The sequence below is a fragment of the Pseudomonas sp. EB271-G4-1 genome (assembly GCF_058791355.1).
In genome coordinates this window covers 34,190-49,039 of record NZ_JBYTEO010000004.1, presented here as the reverse complement: position 1 = coordinate 49,039, position 14,850 = coordinate 34,190, and the positions used below count along the sequence as shown (strand labels likewise).

At 55.1% G+C, this 14,850-nt stretch carries 14 protein-coding genes and 1 tRNA gene; 13 read left to right on the top strand and 2 right to left on the bottom strand.

The features are described from left to right. The first annotated feature begins 227 nt into the window (after positions 1-227). The 8 genes from aguB (at position 228) to AC3WWR_RS03185 (ending at position 7,543) form a co-directional block, all read left to right on the top strand. Positions 228-1,106, top strand: a complete 879-nt coding sequence (gene aguB / locus AC3WWR_RS03220) for an N-carbamoylputrescine amidase (protein ID WP_492598451.1) — start codon at positions 228-230, stop codon at positions 1,104-1,106. A 5-nt stretch (positions 1,107-1,111) separates the two neighbouring features. Then, positions 1,112-2,218: an agmatine deiminase gene (aguA, locus tag AC3WWR_RS03215; RefSeq protein WP_492598450.1), complete on the top strand. Its 1,107-nt coding sequence runs from the start codon at positions 1,112-1,114 to the stop codon at positions 2,216-2,218. Positions 2,219-2,463: 245 nt separating this feature from the next. Beyond that, the gene (locus AC3WWR_RS03210; RefSeq protein WP_020795763.1) at positions 2,464-2,676 is read left to right on the top strand and encodes a hypothetical protein; all 213 of its coding nucleotides are present in this window, start codon (positions 2,464-2,466) and stop codon (positions 2,674-2,676) included. A 354-nt stretch (positions 2,677-3,030) separates the two neighbouring features. After that, the gene (locus AC3WWR_RS03205; protein ID WP_020795761.1) at positions 3,031-4,317 is read left to right on the top strand and encodes an OprD family porin; all 1,287 of its coding nucleotides are present in this window, start codon (positions 3,031-3,033) and stop codon (positions 4,315-4,317) included. Between the two features lie 271 nt (positions 4,318-4,588). Then, on the top strand, positions 4,589-5,713 hold the full coding sequence (gene fic, locus AC3WWR_RS03200) for a protein adenylyltransferase Fic (RefSeq protein WP_492598449.1): 1,125 nt from the start codon (positions 4,589-4,591) through the stop codon (positions 5,711-5,713). Between the two features lie 214 nt (positions 5,714-5,927). Beyond that, positions 5,928-6,146 carry a tautomerase family protein gene (locus AC3WWR_RS03195; protein WP_020795759.1) on the top strand — a complete coding sequence of 73 codons (219 nt, stop codon included), beginning with the start codon at positions 5,928-5,930 and terminating at the stop codon, positions 6,144-6,146. Next, positions 6,143-6,787, top strand: a complete 645-nt coding sequence (locus tag AC3WWR_RS03190) for a DsbA family oxidoreductase (protein ID WP_020795758.1) — start codon at positions 6,143-6,145, stop codon at positions 6,785-6,787. Before AC3WWR_RS03195 ends, AC3WWR_RS03190 begins: the two co-directional genes overlap by 4 nt. Before the next feature lie 45 nt (positions 6,788-6,832). Continuing rightward, a complete protein-coding gene (locus tag AC3WWR_RS03185) occupies positions 6,833-7,543 on the top strand; it encodes an SDR family NAD(P)-dependent oxidoreductase (protein WP_020795757.1) in 711 nt (236 codons plus the stop codon). Between the two features lie 113 nt (positions 7,544-7,656). Here the strand turns inward: AC3WWR_RS03185 and AC3WWR_RS03180 are convergent, their stop codons facing one another. Then, the gene (locus AC3WWR_RS03180; protein WP_033040011.1) at positions 7,657-8,097 is read right to left on the bottom strand and encodes an Lrp/AsnC family transcriptional regulator; all 441 of its coding nucleotides are present in this window, start codon (positions 8,095-8,097) and stop codon (positions 7,657-7,659) included. A gap of 139 nt (positions 8,098-8,236) precedes the next feature. On the opposite strand from AC3WWR_RS03180, the gene AC3WWR_RS03175 reads away from it, so the two are divergent. The 5 genes from AC3WWR_RS03175 (at position 8,237) to AC3WWR_RS03155 (ending at position 14,430) form a co-directional block, all read left to right on the top strand. Continuing rightward, the gene (locus tag AC3WWR_RS03175; protein ID WP_492598448.1) at positions 8,237-11,284 is read left to right on the top strand and encodes an aminotransferase class III-fold pyridoxal phosphate-dependent enzyme; all 3,048 of its coding nucleotides are present in this window, start codon (positions 8,237-8,239) and stop codon (positions 11,282-11,284) included. Positions 11,285-11,496: 212 nt separating this feature from the next. Continuing rightward, positions 11,497-12,285 carry an ABC transporter substrate-binding protein gene (locus AC3WWR_RS03170; protein WP_083350000.1) on the top strand — a complete coding sequence of 263 codons (789 nt, stop codon included), beginning with the start codon at positions 11,497-11,499 and terminating at the stop codon, positions 12,283-12,285. Positions 12,286-12,348: 63 nt separating this feature from the next. Then, positions 12,349-12,996: an amino acid ABC transporter permease gene (locus AC3WWR_RS03165; protein WP_033040004.1), complete on the top strand. Its 648-nt coding sequence runs from the start codon at positions 12,349-12,351 to the stop codon at positions 12,994-12,996. Between the two features lie 10 nt (positions 12,997-13,006). Further along, a complete protein-coding gene (locus AC3WWR_RS03160) occupies positions 13,007-13,666 on the top strand; it encodes an amino acid ABC transporter permease (RefSeq protein ID WP_033040002.1) in 660 nt (219 codons plus the stop codon). Beyond that, on the top strand, positions 13,663-14,430 hold the full coding sequence (locus tag AC3WWR_RS03155) for an amino acid ABC transporter ATP-binding protein (protein ID WP_033039999.1): 768 nt from the start codon (positions 13,663-13,665) through the stop codon (positions 14,428-14,430). The genes AC3WWR_RS03160 and AC3WWR_RS03155 overlap by 4 nt, the downstream gene beginning before the upstream one ends. Positions 14,431-14,493: 63 nt before the next feature. On the opposite strand, the gene AC3WWR_RS03150 is transcribed toward AC3WWR_RS03155, so the two are convergent. Next, a tRNA-Thr gene (locus AC3WWR_RS03150) sits at positions 14,494-14,569 on the bottom strand. Positions 14,570-14,850: the final 281 nt, after the last annotated feature.

Below are 14,850 nucleotides of genomic sequence, written 5' to 3'. Positions count from 1 at the left end.
CTTTTGACTTTTTGGCGCCAGTAACGGCTTTGAAGATCAAAAGATCGCAGCCTGCGGCAGCTCCATGGGGTATGTGAAAGTCGATTGTTATCGGGTTTAAGTGAGAGATTTAAGACGAAAGGCGAACTAAACGCTTCAAAAGCCGATTTTTATCGGATATAAAGTCGCCAATGCCAGGGTGTGGATGAACCATGCCCGACCGTCACGCACTTGCCCGGAGATGCTTCATGAGCCGTAACGTTACTGTCGCTGCCACGCAAATGGCCTGTTCCTGGGACCTCGAAGGCAACATTGAGGTCGCTGAAAGACTGGTCCGTGAAGCCGCCGCCAAAGGCGCGCAAATCATCCTGATCCAGGAATTGTTCGAAGCGCCGTACTTCTGCCAGAAGCCGAATCCGGATTACCTGCAACTGGCGACAACGGTGGAAGATAACGTCGCCATCAAGCACTTCCAGAAAGTCGCCAAGGAGCTGCAAGTCGTGTTGCCGATCAGCTTCTACGAACTGGCGGGCCGTGCGCGGTTCAACAGCATCGCGATCATCGATGCCGACGGCAGCAACCTCGGGATTTATCGTAAAAGCCACATTCCAGATGGACCTGGCTATCACGAGAAGTACTACTTCAACCCGGGCGATACCGGCTTCAAGGTGTGGAACACCCGCTACGCGAAAATCGGCGTGGGCATCTGCTGGGACCAGTGGTTCCCCGAGGCTGCGCGCAGCATGGCGCTGCAAGGCGCGGAAATCCTGTTCTACCCGACTGCCATCGGCAGCGAGCCCCACGACAAGACCATTTCGTCCCGTGATCACTGGCAACGCGTGCAACAGGGCCACGCCGGCGCTAACCTGATGCCGCTGATCGCCAGTAATCGCATCGGCAACGAAGAACAAGACGGCTACGACATTACCTTCTATGGTTCGTCGTTCATCGCCAACCAGTTCGGCGAGAAGGTGCAGGAACTGAACGAAACCGAAGAAGGCATCCTGGTTTACACCTTCGACCTCGACCAACTCGAACACATCCGTAGCGCGTGGGGCTCGTTCCGTGACCGTCGTCCGAACTTGTACGGCGCGCTGAAAACCCTCGACGGTACCCTGGAGTCCTGATCGACATGACCACTTTGAAAAGCACCCCTCGCGCAGACGGCTTCTACATGCCGGCCGAGTGGGCACCCCAGACCCAGACCTGGATGATCTGGCCTGAGCGCCCGGACAACTGGCGCCTGGGCGGCAAGCCTGCACAAGCCGCGCACGTCGCGGTGGCCAAGGCTATCGCCCGTTTTGAACCCGTCACCGTGGCGGTGTCCGCCGGCCAATACGAAAACGCCCGTGCACGCCTCGACGTTCCGAATATCCGCGTTGTCGAGATGTCCAGCGACGACGCCTGGGTTCGGGACACCGGCCCGACCTTCGTCATCAACAACAGCGGCGAAGTCCGGGGCGTGAACTGGGATTTCAACGCGTGGGGTGGTTTCGACGGCGGCCTGTATTCGCCGTGGAACCGCGACTCGCAAGTGGGCGGCAAGATCCTCGAAATCGAGCGCAGCCCACGTTATCGAACCGAGGGCTTCGTGCTCGAAGGCGGTTCGATCCATGTCGATGGCGAAGGCACACTGATCACCACTGAAGAATGCCTGCTCAACCGAAATCGCAATCCGCACCTGAACCGTGCAGAAATCGAAGCGGTACTGAAAGATAATCTGGCTGTGGATAAGATCCTCTGGCTGCCGGACGGTCTGTTCAACGACGAAACCGATGGCCATGTGGATAACTTCTGCTGCTATGTGCGTCCGGGTGAAGTGCTGTTGGCCTGGACAGACGATCCACAGGACCCGAACTACCCACGCTGTCAGGCGGCCATGAAGGTGCTGCAAAATAGCACCGACGCCAAGGGCCGCCCGTTCACGGTGCACAAGATGCCGATTCCGGGGCCGCTGTATGCGACTGAGGAGGAATGTGACGGTGTCGATCCGGTCGACGGGACTCAGGAGCGTAACCCGAGCGTGCGTCTGGCCGGCTCTTACGTCAACTTCCTGATCGTCAACGGCGGCATCATTGCCCCGAGTTTCGATGACCCGCTGGATGGTCCGGCAAAAGAGATTTTGCAGACGTTGTTCCCGCAGCACGAAGTGGTCATGGTTCCAGGTCGTGAACTGTTACTGGGGGGCGGTAACATTCACTGCCTTACCCAACAGCAGCCAGCACCACACAAGGAATGAGTGCCCTCGTAACAGCTTGAGATAATTGCAAAAAAATCAGGCAAACGTTTTCGCGCACCGCCTGGTATAGAGCCCGCAGTCCTTCTGGTCGGCGGGCTTTTTTGTATCCGCTCGTCGACATTCCAGGCACCTTGGCATAGCTCTTGTATCGCTCATGGCGCAAAACAGGGAGGGGGAGAACTTAGTTGTTCTGTCATAAACCTTGGATAAGTTAGGCCGCTCGCAAACCAGGAGAGAGCGCTGAAATGAACGCCGATGTGAATGTGGTGAGCGACCGGGCGTTGCATCCCCTGGCGGTAAATGCTGAATCGCTCCAGACTCTGGCGAATTGGTTCAAGTCCAAAGGAACGCGTCAGACCACAAAAAGTGATCCGCGCCGGACGATGATCGAACGCTACCCCGCTGGTTTATTCAGCGAGGCAGAACTGGATGCGTTATGGGATGTGATGGAAGGATAAGAAGAAAAACAATGGATTGATAAAAGAAAAGCGCTGCCAGGATGGCAGCGCTTTTTTTGTGGGCGCAGGTTGCTTCACGCCGGACAACCGTTTGAGTTTTTCTGCCAAGGAACCTCACTTCTTAGACGAATTACGCCTATTTACAGACGATTCATGAAATTGACATATAGTTAACCCCGCAGCTACGATCCGGCCCAACGCCTGTGGCAGACCGCCATGACCGAAAAATAATAAAAAGGCCCGCCGCGACTGATCGTGGGCGGGCCTTTTTCTTTGCGGAATGAAATAAGAGTGCGATAGCGCCGTTTCAGCCGATCAACACAGCGCGTTTCAACCCGTAATAAGGAAAACAACATGTTGAACAAGCGAATCAGCCTGATCGCTCTGGGGATTTTGAGCGCTACGCAGGCCATGGCTAACGACCAGGCCGAATCCAAGGGCTTTGTTGAAGAAAGCAGCCTAAAAGTGCTGCTGCGCAACGCCTATATGAACCGTGACTACAAAGACGGCAACCCGGACAAGTCCGAGTGGGGCCAAGCGGCCATCGGTACGTTCTCGTCCGGCTTCACCCAAGGCACCATCGGTGTGGGTGTGGATGCCTTTGGTCTGTACGCGCTCAACCTGGAGCGCAATGAAGATCGTAGCGGCGCCCAAGGCATCGATTTTTTCAAAAAGGGTGCCAGCGGCGAACCGGCTGACGACCTGGCCAAAGCTGGCGCAGCGGTCAAATTCCGCCTGTCCAGCACAACGCTGACTTACGGCGACCAAATGCCGGTCCTGCCGGTACTGAGCTACGACAACGGTCGCCTGCTGCCGGAAAGCTACACCGGCACCCTGATCACCTCCAAGGAGATCAAGGGCCTGGAACTGAACGCCGGTCGCTTCACCGCCGAATCGCGCAAAAGCGCCGAAGGCCATGACAGCGGTGGCCTGAAGTCGATCAACGTGTTGGGTGGTAGCTACCAGTTCACCGAACAATTCAAGGCTGCGTTGTACGCGTCCGACGTCGAAGACGTGCTGAAGAAGCAATACGTGAACGCCAACTACGTGTTCCCGTTCGACAAGGATCAGTCCCTGACCCTGGACTTCAACGGCTATCGCACCAAGCTGGAAGATTCCTACGTTCGCGACAACAACATCACCGGCGACGACAACAAGATCTGGAGCCTGGCAGCCACCTTCGCCACCGGCCCACACTCGTTCACCCTGGCGCACCAGCGCAGCACCGGCGACAGCAACCTGGGCTACGCCTACGGCGGCTACCAGAAGGATCAAGGTCGCGTCGGTGACGGTGGCAACACCATCTACCTGGCCAACTCCTACTGGTCGGACTTCAACGCCGAAGACGAACGCAGCTGGCAACTGGGCTACGGCCTGGATTTCAGCACCTTCGGTGTACCGGGCCTGAGCTACAACTTCGCTTACGTACGCGGTGACAACATCACCACCTCCACCAGCGAAGGCGGTACCGAGCGCGAGATCTTCAACCAGTTCAAGTACGTCGTGCAAAGCGGCCCGGCCAAAGACCTGAGCATCAAGCTGCGCAGCTCCATCCTGCGCGTGTCGCAGAAGTCGAGCGAATACAACGTCAGCGGTAACGAAGTGCGGGTTTTCGTGGATTACCCGATCAACGTTTTCTGATGATGGGTTGTGTTATCGAGGCCTGATTCAAGGCCGAAAAGAAGAAGCCCCGACTGGTTCGGGGCTTTTTTTCTTGTGCTAAATGGGTCATGTCGTCAAAAGTCGATTTCGGGTACATGTGTTGTGAACGTGTCGCCCGCGGCGACATGTTCCGAGGACGTGTCGCAAAAAGTGGAAAAGTGCGACACGTTATGCCCTCATGTCTACACTGGCGACATGAGAGAGGTCAATCTCTGCTCAAAACACATACAAAATGATCAGGAACGCATCCATGACCGAACCGTTGCTGCCATGGCAGGCAGACAGGCCATACAACCAGCTTCCACTGCTGCCGCCGGGAGTCGAGCTGGAAACACGTGCAGTCCTCAAAAAATGTATTGAGGCACGCACGGCCTTGGCCGAGTTGAAGCAGGCAGCAGAGTTGATTCCTAACCAGACGGTTCTGATCAATACCATTCCGTTGCTCGAAGCCAAGGCTAGCTCGGAAATAGAAAGCATCGTCACCACCACGGATTTGCTGTTCCAGCATGCGCAAGACACGGATAACCACGCAGACCCGGCCACCAAGGAGGCGCTGCGCTATCGAACGGCGCTGAGCCAAGGTTTCCAGTCCTTGGCTGAACGTCCGCTATCCACCAACACCGCCGTGGAAATCTGCCGTACGTTGAAGGGCGCGAAACTGGATATTCGCCGTACACCTGGCACGCAGCTCGCCAATGACCGGACCGGTGAGGTCATCTATACCCCGCCCGAAGGAGAAGAACACCTGCGCAACCTTCTCGCCAACTGGGAGCGCTTTCTGCACAACGAAACCGATCTCGATCCACTGGTTCGCATGGCGGTCGGGCATTATCAATTTGAGGCCATCCATCTTTTTGTCGACGGCAATGGTCGTACCGGGCGCGTCATCAATACTCTGTTTCTGATTCAGGAAGGCTTGCTGAACCTGCCGATTCTGTATCTCAGCCGCTACATCATTGCCCAGCGTGCCGATTACTATCGACTCTTGCTGGAGGTGACGACCCAGCAGGCGTGGGAGCCATGGCTGTTGTTCATGCTCAGTGCAGTAGAGGAAACCGCGCGTTGGACGACAGCCAAAATTGCCGCAATCCGCGCATTGTCCGAACACACCACTCAATTTGTGCGTGACCAAGTACCCAAAACCTACTCACGGGAGTTGTTGGACGTCATCTTCGAACAGCCCTACTGCCGCATCAGCAACGTGGTCGACAAGAAAGTTGCTCAACGACAGGCTGCTTCACGTCACCTGAAAGATCTGGTGACCATTGGTGTGTTAGAGGAGATTCAAGTGGGGAAGGAGAAGCTGTTTATCCATCCGAAGCTGATGCAGTTGCTAAGCCGCGACAGTAATGAGTTTAAACGTTACGCCGACTAACGCGCGAAAATGAAAAGCCCCGAATGATTCGGGGCTTTTTCTTCAGAACGAACGGAGAATATTCCCGGCGGAGCCATCGTTGACGGAGAGACCTATTACACTACGTAACTAATGATGTTCCCGTCCCCACCTTTATCCCCTCCAGCGAACTCCCTACATTGAGCTCCAACGCCTCTCCCATCATCCCGACGGGAAGGTCACTGGAGTTTCCCTCATGCCTTTCGTAAGCGTACGCATCACCCGCGATGGCGTTACCACTGAGCAGAAAGCTCAGGTGATCGCCGAGATCACTGAAACACTGGAACGCGTCCTCAACAAACGCCCTGACCTGACCCACATCGTGATCGAGGAAGTCGACACCGATAACTGGGGCTACGCCGGGATCACCACTACCCAGTACCGCAAGCAACTGGCGGACGAGGGGCAGTCATGACGCCTTCAGTCACCATCGATTTCGTCTCCGATGTGGTGTGCCCATGGTGCGCACTGGGGGCGACGGCGCTGGAGCAGGCGATCGAGAACGTGGCGGGTGAAGTTGCGGTCGAGCTGACCTACAAGCCTTTCGAGCTGAACCCGAACATGCCGCCCGAAGGCGAGAAAGCGGTCGAGCATTTGATGCGCAAATACGGACGTACCGCCCAGGACGTCGCCAATGGCAAAGCAATGCAGATCGAACGCGGCAATGCCATCGGCTTCAAGTTCGACCTGGAGAAGCGCACCCACTTCTACAACACCTTCGACGCCCACCGGTTGTTGCTCTGGGCGCTGGAAGAAGGACGCCAGGTGGCACTGAAGAAGATCCTGCTTCGCGCTTACTTCAGCGAAGGCCAGAACCCGAGCGATCAGCAGACGCTGGTACGGCTGGCGGGTCAAGCCGGATTGGACGAGGACCGTGCACGCGAGGTGTTGGCGTCGGGCGCCTTTGCCAACGAGGTGCGTGAGCTTGAAGCGTTCTATCACCAGCACGGCATCAATTCGGTCCCGGCCCTGGTACTCAACGGCCGTCACCTGGTGTCCGGTTCGCAGTCGGTCGAGTACTACGAACAGATGTTGAGACAAATGGCGCAAGCCTGATTACCAAGTTGTTTTCAAACCATCATTTATGAGTAGAGGTTCATCATGAGCAATTCGAAAAAAGTCGTTGTCATCACTGGCGCATCCCAAGGTCTCGGCGACGGCATGGTCAAGGCCTTCCGCGAGCTCGGCTACCAGATCGTCGCGACCTCGCGCTCGATCAAGCCATCCACCGATCCAGACATCCTCACCGTGGCCGGCGACATCGGCGAGCCAGAGACTGCACAGCGCGTAATCCGTGAAGCGATCGCACGCTTCGGTCGTGTCGACACCCTGATCAACAACGCCGGGATCTTCATCGCCAAGCCGTTCACCCAGTACACCGCTGAAGACTACGCCAATGTGCTATCGGTGAACGTCAACGGCTTCTTCTACATCACCCAACTGGCCATCGCCGAGATGGAAAAACAAGGCAGCGGCCACGTCGTCAACATCACCACCAGCCTGGTGGACCATGCTATCGATGGCGTGCCTTCGGTACTGGCCTCGCTGACCAAAGGTGGCTTGAACGCGGCAACCAAATCCCTGGCCATCGAATACGCCAAGCGCGGCATTCGGGTGAATGCAGTATCGCCCGGCATCATCAAGACCCCGATGCACGGCGAAGAAACCCACGCCGCACTGGGCGCTCTGCACCCGGTCGGGCATATGGGCGAGATCGATGACATCGCCAACGCGGTCGTGTACCTGGACGGGGCCAAGTTCGTCACTGGCGAAATCCTCCACGTGGATGGCGGGCAGAGCGCGGGTCACTAAGATCTGGGTTTTCCAGGCAGCAGAAACAACAAAGCCCTCGTATTGCTTCGAGGGCTTTGTTTTTCGAACAGTATCAGGATGCAGTTTCTTTCACGATTTCGAACCAGTACGAATCAGGAAGTCTGCCGATCAATATCGCGTCGAAGCACGACAGCAGTGGTGATGTCTTCAACGGTTTCGTGGCTGGCTACTGCATCTCTGACCCGATTCAGATCATCGATCGTTCGCGATTCGATCTCGATGACCAGATCAAGCTGGCCACTGACCGAAGAGACGCGTCGTACCTGCGAGTTCTGGGCAAGCAGGTCCAGCAGGCTGATTGCGGGCGTGCGCTTGAGGCTAACGAGAAGGATCGCGCGAATCACATTGGCATCGATTTCGCCGATATCAGCCCGATAGCCTCGGATCACACCATTGCGCTCAAGGTTGATGACGCGCTCGCTGGTGGCGCTTCTTGAAAGTCCGATTCTCGCGGCCAGGGCCTTCAGGGCAATGCGAGCCTCTCTGGACAGGATTTCGAGTATTTCGCGATCTTTCGTGTCCAGGTCGCGCATCAGAACTCCCTAAATTTGCTACCGGATTTGTGCCGGTCGATTCCGACAATATGCAGGCCAAAGTCGACCGCATACCTACTGCCGTCCAAGGCTTCGCGTGCCAAGCTATCTGAAAAAAATGGCTTGGAAAACAATTACCATGACTAATCTTTCTCATCCCGCCCCCCAGTTCTCGACGGGGGATGCCGAAAAGCTCGGTGAACAGCTTTTCAACGTTATCGGTACGGCCACGCCACTGGACGGCGAACGAGACCGCAACTATCGGTTGAAGACAGGAACCGATGCGGGGTGGATCCTGAAAGTCGTCAACTCGACGGAACCGCGAATTGAAAGCGAGTTTCAGACGGCCATTCTCAGTCACCTTGCCAGTAACAGCCCCGAGCTTGCCGTGCCCTTTCTCAAGAAAAGCCGCGAGGGTGATTTTCTCGCCTCGGCGGTGGCAGCTTCTGGCGAAACCCATGCGGTTCGCCTGGTCAGCTGGTTGCAAGGAACGCCGCTTGCCGAGGTCGAGCGTACGTTCGAATTGATGCGTAGCCTCGGTCAGTCTTTCGGTGATGTGGATCATGCACTCCAGGGTTTCATGCATGCGGGCGCGGTACGTGATCTCGACTGGGATTTGCGTCACGCCGCACGTTCGCGCTCACGCCTGCATTTCGTGAAAGACATTGGCAAAAGAGCAATTCTGCAACGGTTCATTGATACGTTCGAAAAAACGGTTCAACCCAAGCTCGCGCGTTTGCGCACTCAAGTCATTCACAATGATGGCAATGACTGGAACATCCTCGTCGACTCCGGGAACCATCAGAAAGTCTCAGGCATCATCGATTTCGGCGATGCGGTCCATACGATCCTGATTGCCGAAGTTGCCATCACCTGTGCTTATTCCATTCTCGACATGGAAGATCCAATCGGCGCGGCCGCCGCCCTCACGGCCGGTTTCCATGAGAAATACCCTCTGCATCCGGAGGAGGTCGACGTCCTCTTCAATCTCATAGCGATGCGTCTGGTCACGAGCGTCACCTTGTCGGCATCGCGATACGGCCAGGCTCAAGACAATCCCTACCTTGCCATCAGCGAAGCGCCGGCCTGGCGCCTGCTGGAGAGGATGGATCGCATGAACCCTCGACTGGCGACGGCAATCTTGCGCAAAGCCTGCGGTTTTGACGCGATCGAAGGCGCTGGCGCGGTTCGCTGCTGGGTAGTGGAAAACAGTAAGTCTTTCGCGGATATCGTGCGTCCATCGGCTGCGACCATGAACAAAGCGATTGCTCCGTTCGGCGATGCTTCGCACGTGATGACGATTGCCTCAGCCGAGCAGCGACCAGCGCAGGCAACCCAGTGGTGGAATGAGTTTTCCACCGCGCACAAGGTGCCGCTTGGCATTGGACCATGGGGCGAGGAAAGAACCATCTACACCGACGCGGCATTCGAATCGCGGTTCATTGAAGGGCAGCGTCGGATCATTCACGTCGGTGTCGATTTGATCATGCCCGCCGGCACGCCTCTCTATACACCTGTTGCAGGTGTGGTGCAGAGCGTCGAGGTCGAGCGCGAGCCGCTTGGCTATGGGGGCTTGATCATGCTCAAGCACTCACCAGAAGGCTGCCCACCCTTCCTGACACTTTGGGGGCACATGGCTCATGAAGCGCTGGCGCGCCTCAAACCCGGCGACCACCTTGAGGCTGGCGCGCTTGTCGGATACATGGGCGCAGATGCGGAAAACGGTGGGTGGATTCCCCATGTGCATTTTCAGATGTCCACCGACACCGGATTGAAAGCCAGCGAGTTCATTGGCGTAGGTGAGCGGGCTTATCTAGATGTATGGGCCGACCTTTTTCCCGATGCATCGACTCTCGCGGGAATTCCTCCGGAAACCTACAGCCAGGACGGCCGCACCAAGGCAGAGATCGTTGCCAAGCGTAAGGAACTGTTGCTTCCAAACTTGTCGATTTCCTATTCAGATCCGATCAAGTTCGTTCGCGGTGACGGGGTTTGGTTGATCGATAACTTTGGAAGAGCGTATCTGGATTGCTTCAATAACGTGTGCCATCTCGGCCACTCCCATCCAGATGTGGTGCAAGCGCTTTCACGGCAGGCTGCGCGCCTGAACACCAACACGCGATACCTGCACGATAATATCGTGGAGTACGCAGAGCGGCTCACCGCTACGTTACCTGAAGGTTTGGCGGTCGCTTCCTTCGGCTGTTCAGGCAGTGAAGCAAACAGCCTGATGCTTCGTATGGCGCGCAATCACACGGGGCGTAACGACGCCATTGTGCTGGATTGGGCGTACCACGGCACGACACAGGAGCTGATCGACCTCAGCCCTTACAAATATAAGCGCAAGGCCGGTAAAGGGCGTGCAGACCATGTGTTCGAGGCGGCTGTCCCGGATGCTTACCGAGCTGCGCAAGACTGGCCGTTCGAGGAACTTGGCAAGCGATTCGCTGAAAGTGTGGCGGATCAGATCGAGATCATGCGCAAGCAAGGCAGATCCCCAGCTTTCTTTTTGGCGGAGTCCATTCCAAGTGTCGCCGGGCAATTGTTCTTCCCGCAAAACTACTTGAAAGAAGTTTACGCAATGGTTCGGGCAGAGGGCGGTCTTTGCCTGGCTGACGAAGTCCAGGTCGGCTTTGGTCGAGTCGGTAGCCACTGGTGGGCATTTGAAACCCAAGGCGTCGTTCCCGATGCAGTTTCCATGGGCAAACCCATTGGTAACGGACATCCCATGTCCGCAGTCGTGACCACGCGTGAGATTGCCGACAGCTTCAACAATGGCATGGAGTATTTCAATACTTTTGCCGGCAGTCCGGTTTCCTGTGCGGTAGGGCTTTCTGTGCTCGATGTAATTGAGCGCGATAACTTGAAACTCAACGCACTAACCATGGGTAACTATCTGCTCGACGGCTTCCGAAAATTGCAGCAGCGATACGATGCAATTGGCGATGTGCGCGGGCTGGGTCTTTTTCTGGGGATAGAACTTGTCACCGATCGCAAGACGAAAACTCCAGCCACTGCGCTGGCCAAAAAAGTAGCCGACGGTGCCAGGGAACGAGGTGTTTTGATCGGTACTGAAGGCCCTTATGACAATGTCCTGAAAATGCGTCCGTCGATGATTTTCAGTCAGAAGAATGCGGACTTTCTACTTGAAGTCCTGGACGAAAGCTTCAAGGCCGCACTGCAGTAAGCCGTTTAGGTCGGTGGCTTGCGACCAGGGGCACTTGCTCAGTCTCGTCGCACGCTGTCTTCCCGGCATAGTGTCGGTCAACTCCGGCAATGTGTCAGGCAGGCTGGCACCTTGCCGGGTGCTTTCCAGAATTGCCTGTGCAAAGCTTTTCCTGAAGGCTGGGTGAAGAGCCCCAAAAAAAATAAATAATAATTCTTCCGAGGTGCAATCCAATGCTAATTAAAAAGCTCAAGGACTTGATTGTTGCTTCCACCGTGTTGGCTGGGGCACTGGTTTTCACCTCCGCTGTTCACGCTGATGATTTGAAGTCGATTCAGGATGCCCAAGAGATTCGTATCGCGATGAGTGGCCAATACGTTCCTTTCAGCTTTGTTAACGAGAACAACAAGGTTGTCGGATTCGACGCCTCCATCAGCGAGGCACTGGCAGAGCGGATGGGGGTAAAAGTGACGATCATCACGACCCCGTTCGACGGAATCATTGCGGGTCTTCTTGCGAAAAAATACGACGCCATTATCGCGTCCATGACCATCACCCCGGAACGCCAGAGGGCCGTGGATTTCGTTGGGCCCTATTACCATGCTGGTCGTACGATCGTGGTGAAGGACAACTCTTCGATCAAAAGCTTTGATGATCTTAAAGATGTCACTGTTGGCGTTACGCTCGGAGATGCCCACGATAAATGGGCCAGGGCTCGCGGCAACTTGAAGGTGAGGTCGTATAAGGGGCTTCAGGAAATGCTGGTTGACCTGGATGCCGGTCGTATCGACGCGCTGGTGATGGACAGTGTTCCGGTGTTGGTCGCAGTCAAGGAGACCGGGCAGAAGGTCCGCATCATTACTCCGCCCGAGAGCGATGGTGGCATTGAAGGCATGGGTATTGCCCTGCGCAAAAATAATCCTGAGCTCAAGGCGACGATGCAGAAGGCGCTTGAAGAAATGCTCGCCGACGGCACCTACGAAAAGATCTCCATGAAGTGGATTGGCAACGATATCCGCTAATTCATCTTTAGCGTGGCCCGACTTTTCGTCGGGCCAGTCAATCGGCCTTTTCCGAGCGTTTCTATGGATCTGACACTCATACAGCGCACATTCCCGTTTTTCCTGGAAGCGTCCTGGATTACGGTGCAAATCTCGGTACTTGCACTCCTGCTGGGTTTCCTGGTCGCTATCGTGCTGGTTGCTGCGCGGTTGTCCACTTTTCTCATATTTAGGAGCCTCGCAAGAATCTACATCAGTGTTTTTCGCGGCACTCCCTGTCTGGTTCAGCTATTCATCATTTACTTTGGTGGGCCGCAGGTCGGCCTTGAATTGGAGCCGTTTGCCGCGGGCGTGATCGGCTTGGGCCTGAACATCGCAGCCTACATGGCGGAATCAATCCGTGGCGCAATCATCAACGTTGATCCTGGCCAGGAAGAAGCTGCACGTTCAATTGGTTTTGGGCGCGGGCAAACTTTATGGCTTATCAAGCTGCCACAAGCTGCAAAACTGATGATAAGGCCGCTGGGCGTAAATGCTGTCGCGCTTATAAAAGGGTCTGCGTTGGTGTCGACGATCTCCGTTGTTGAACTGTCCTATACTGCGCAACGTTTTATCAGTTCAACGTACAAGCCTTTTGAGATTTTCATGGTGTCAGCATTGCTTTATATCGTGATGGTCTATTCGGTTAGATTTATTGTTGACTACCTCGATAATCGCTTCGCGGCAAGGTGAGAGCATTCAGATGCAAAACCTGGATCTTAGTATCGTTACTCCCTATTCCGAATTGCTGGCGACGGGCCTTTGGTGGACGGTCGTGATGTTTCTAAGCTCAAGCGTATTGAGCTTGATCGCCGGGGTAGCCTTTGCACTGATCGTTCTGTATGCGCCTAAAATCCTGGCGCTACCCGTGCGCTTTATGACCTGGCTGCTCATGGGGACCCCACTCCTGCTTCAGTTGTATTTGATTTATTACGGTCTTGTGCAAGTGGGAATCGATATTCCTGCACTGGTGGCTGGCATCATAGGCCTTAGCCTGCACTTCGCCGTCTACAATGCCGACGTCATTCGTGCTGGTGTGATGTCAGTAGACCCTGGTCAAATTGAAGGTGCCCGGTCCATAGGCTTCAGTCGTGGACAGACTCAGCGCTACATCATCGTGCCGCAAGCGCTGCGCAGGACTATTGCGCCGCTTGGAAATAACATGATTGTCCTGCTCAAGGACACTTCACTTGTTTCGATCATCGGAATTGCCGAGTTGGTATATAGCGCGCAACTTGCAGTAAGCGAGACCTATAGCCCGTTTGAGTTTTATCTGACGGTCGCGGTTATTTATTATGCAGCCAATCTTGTTCTCGAGGCTGGTTTGCATCTTCTCGAAAGTAAGGTAGAGATGTCACGATGACCAGAAATAAATTCATGGTTGAGGTGAAGGGCGCTCGTAAGGCCTACGGAGCACTTGAAGTACTCAAGGGAATCGATCTTTGCGTAACTCGCGGGCAAATCATCGCTATCATCGGCCCCAGTGGCTCTGGCAAAAGTACGCTCCTGCGGTCAATCAACCACCTGGAGGTTTTGAACGATGGCGAGATCTGGCTAGAGGGTGAGCAAGTCAATCGGGCGTTGAAGGGTCGTGCGTTTGAACAGCATATAAATGCTGTGCGCCAGCAGATGGGCATGGTATTCCAGCACTTCAATTTATTTCCGCACTTGACCGTGTATGAAAATATAGCCCTTGGCCCGATCAAGCTTAAAGGGCTTTCGAAGAAAGAAGCTCGTGAGTTGGCAATGGAATATTTGTCAAAAGTTGGGCTGGCCAACAAATTCGATGAGTATCCTTCTCGACTGTCAGGGGGGCAGAAGCAGCGCGTTGCCATCGCCAGGGCACTGGCTATGCAACCGAAAGTCATGCTGTTCGATGAGGCCACATCGGCGCTGGACCCAGAGCTCGTCGAAGAGGTCAATCAAGTCATGAAGCAGCTCGCGGCCGAGCATATGACAATGTTGATCGTCACCCATGAAATGCGTTTTGCAGGCGAAGTTGCAGACCGGATTGTCTTTATGGACGGTGGGGTTGTCGTAGAGGAAGGGGCGCCAGCAGAGATCTTGCAGAATCCGGTCCACGAACGAACCCGGTCGTTCTTGAAGAAGCATCTGCACGATAGATGAGGTGCGCTTTGCTTTATCGCAGATAAACAAAAGGCCCGCATCGCTGCGAGCCTTTGTTTTGTATGGTGCCGGCACCAGGAATCGAACCCGGGACCTACTGATTACAAGTCAGTTGCTCTACCATCTGAGCTATACCGGCATGTCAGGGCGACGATTATAGCGATTGGGAAGGTTCTGTAAACCCCTGAATTCAGACTATTTTTGCGCGGGCTTCTGTTGAGGTCTTTCGACCCACTCTGGTTGTCATCGCGCGGTGCAAAACGAGGTCTCGGCGCTGCATTTTCTTGCGTGCTTTGGGACCGATCCATCGTTGATTATGTCTTTTGATCGAATGCTTATGCACAACGGGATTTTCGATTCACCCGGTTTACAGTGTTTTTGTGGATCCGTTCTCATTAGTTCGCAAATGCCTGTTTTTTG

Excerpts from the sequence above, each read along its gene's own strand:
- aguB (WP_492598451.1), top strand. The coding sequence starts at position 228 with ATGAGCCGTAACGTTACTGTCGCTGCCACGCAAATGGCCTGTTCCTGG.
- aguA (WP_492598450.1), top strand. The coding sequence starts at position 1,112 with ATGACCACTTTGAAAAGCACCCCTCGCGCAGACGGCTTCTACATGCCG.
- AC3WWR_RS03210 (WP_020795763.1), top strand. The coding sequence starts at position 2,464 with ATGAACGCCGATGTGAATGTGGTGAGCGACCGGGCGTTGCATCCCCTG.
- AC3WWR_RS03205 (WP_020795761.1), top strand. The coding sequence starts at position 3,031 with ATGTTGAACAAGCGAATCAGCCTGATCGCTCTGGGGATTTTGAGCGCT.
- fic (WP_492598449.1), top strand. The coding sequence starts at position 4,589 with ATGACCGAACCGTTGCTGCCATGGCAGGCAGACAGGCCATACAACCAG.
- AC3WWR_RS03195 (WP_020795759.1), top strand. The coding sequence starts at position 5,928 with ATGCCTTTCGTAAGCGTACGCATCACCCGCGATGGCGTTACCACTGAG.
- AC3WWR_RS03190 (WP_020795758.1), top strand. The coding sequence starts at position 6,143 with ATGACGCCTTCAGTCACCATCGATTTCGTCTCCGATGTGGTGTGCCCA.
- AC3WWR_RS03185 (WP_020795757.1), top strand. The coding sequence starts at position 6,833 with ATGAGCAATTCGAAAAAAGTCGTTGTCATCACTGGCGCATCCCAAGGT.
- AC3WWR_RS03180 (WP_033040011.1), bottom strand. The coding sequence starts at position 8,097 with ATGCGCGACCTGGACACGAAAGATCGCGAAATACTCGAAATCCTGTCC.
- AC3WWR_RS03175 (WP_492598448.1), top strand. The coding sequence starts at position 8,237 with ATGACTAATCTTTCTCATCCCGCCCCCCAGTTCTCGACGGGGGATGCC.
- AC3WWR_RS03170 (WP_083350000.1), top strand. The coding sequence starts at position 11,497 with ATGCTAATTAAAAAGCTCAAGGACTTGATTGTTGCTTCCACCGTGTTG.
- AC3WWR_RS03165 (WP_033040004.1), top strand. The coding sequence starts at position 12,349 with ATGGATCTGACACTCATACAGCGCACATTCCCGTTTTTCCTGGAAGCG.
- AC3WWR_RS03160 (WP_033040002.1), top strand. The coding sequence starts at position 13,007 with ATGCAAAACCTGGATCTTAGTATCGTTACTCCCTATTCCGAATTGCTG.
- AC3WWR_RS03155 (WP_033039999.1), top strand. The coding sequence starts at position 13,663 with ATGACCAGAAATAAATTCATGGTTGAGGTGAAGGGCGCTCGTAAGGCC.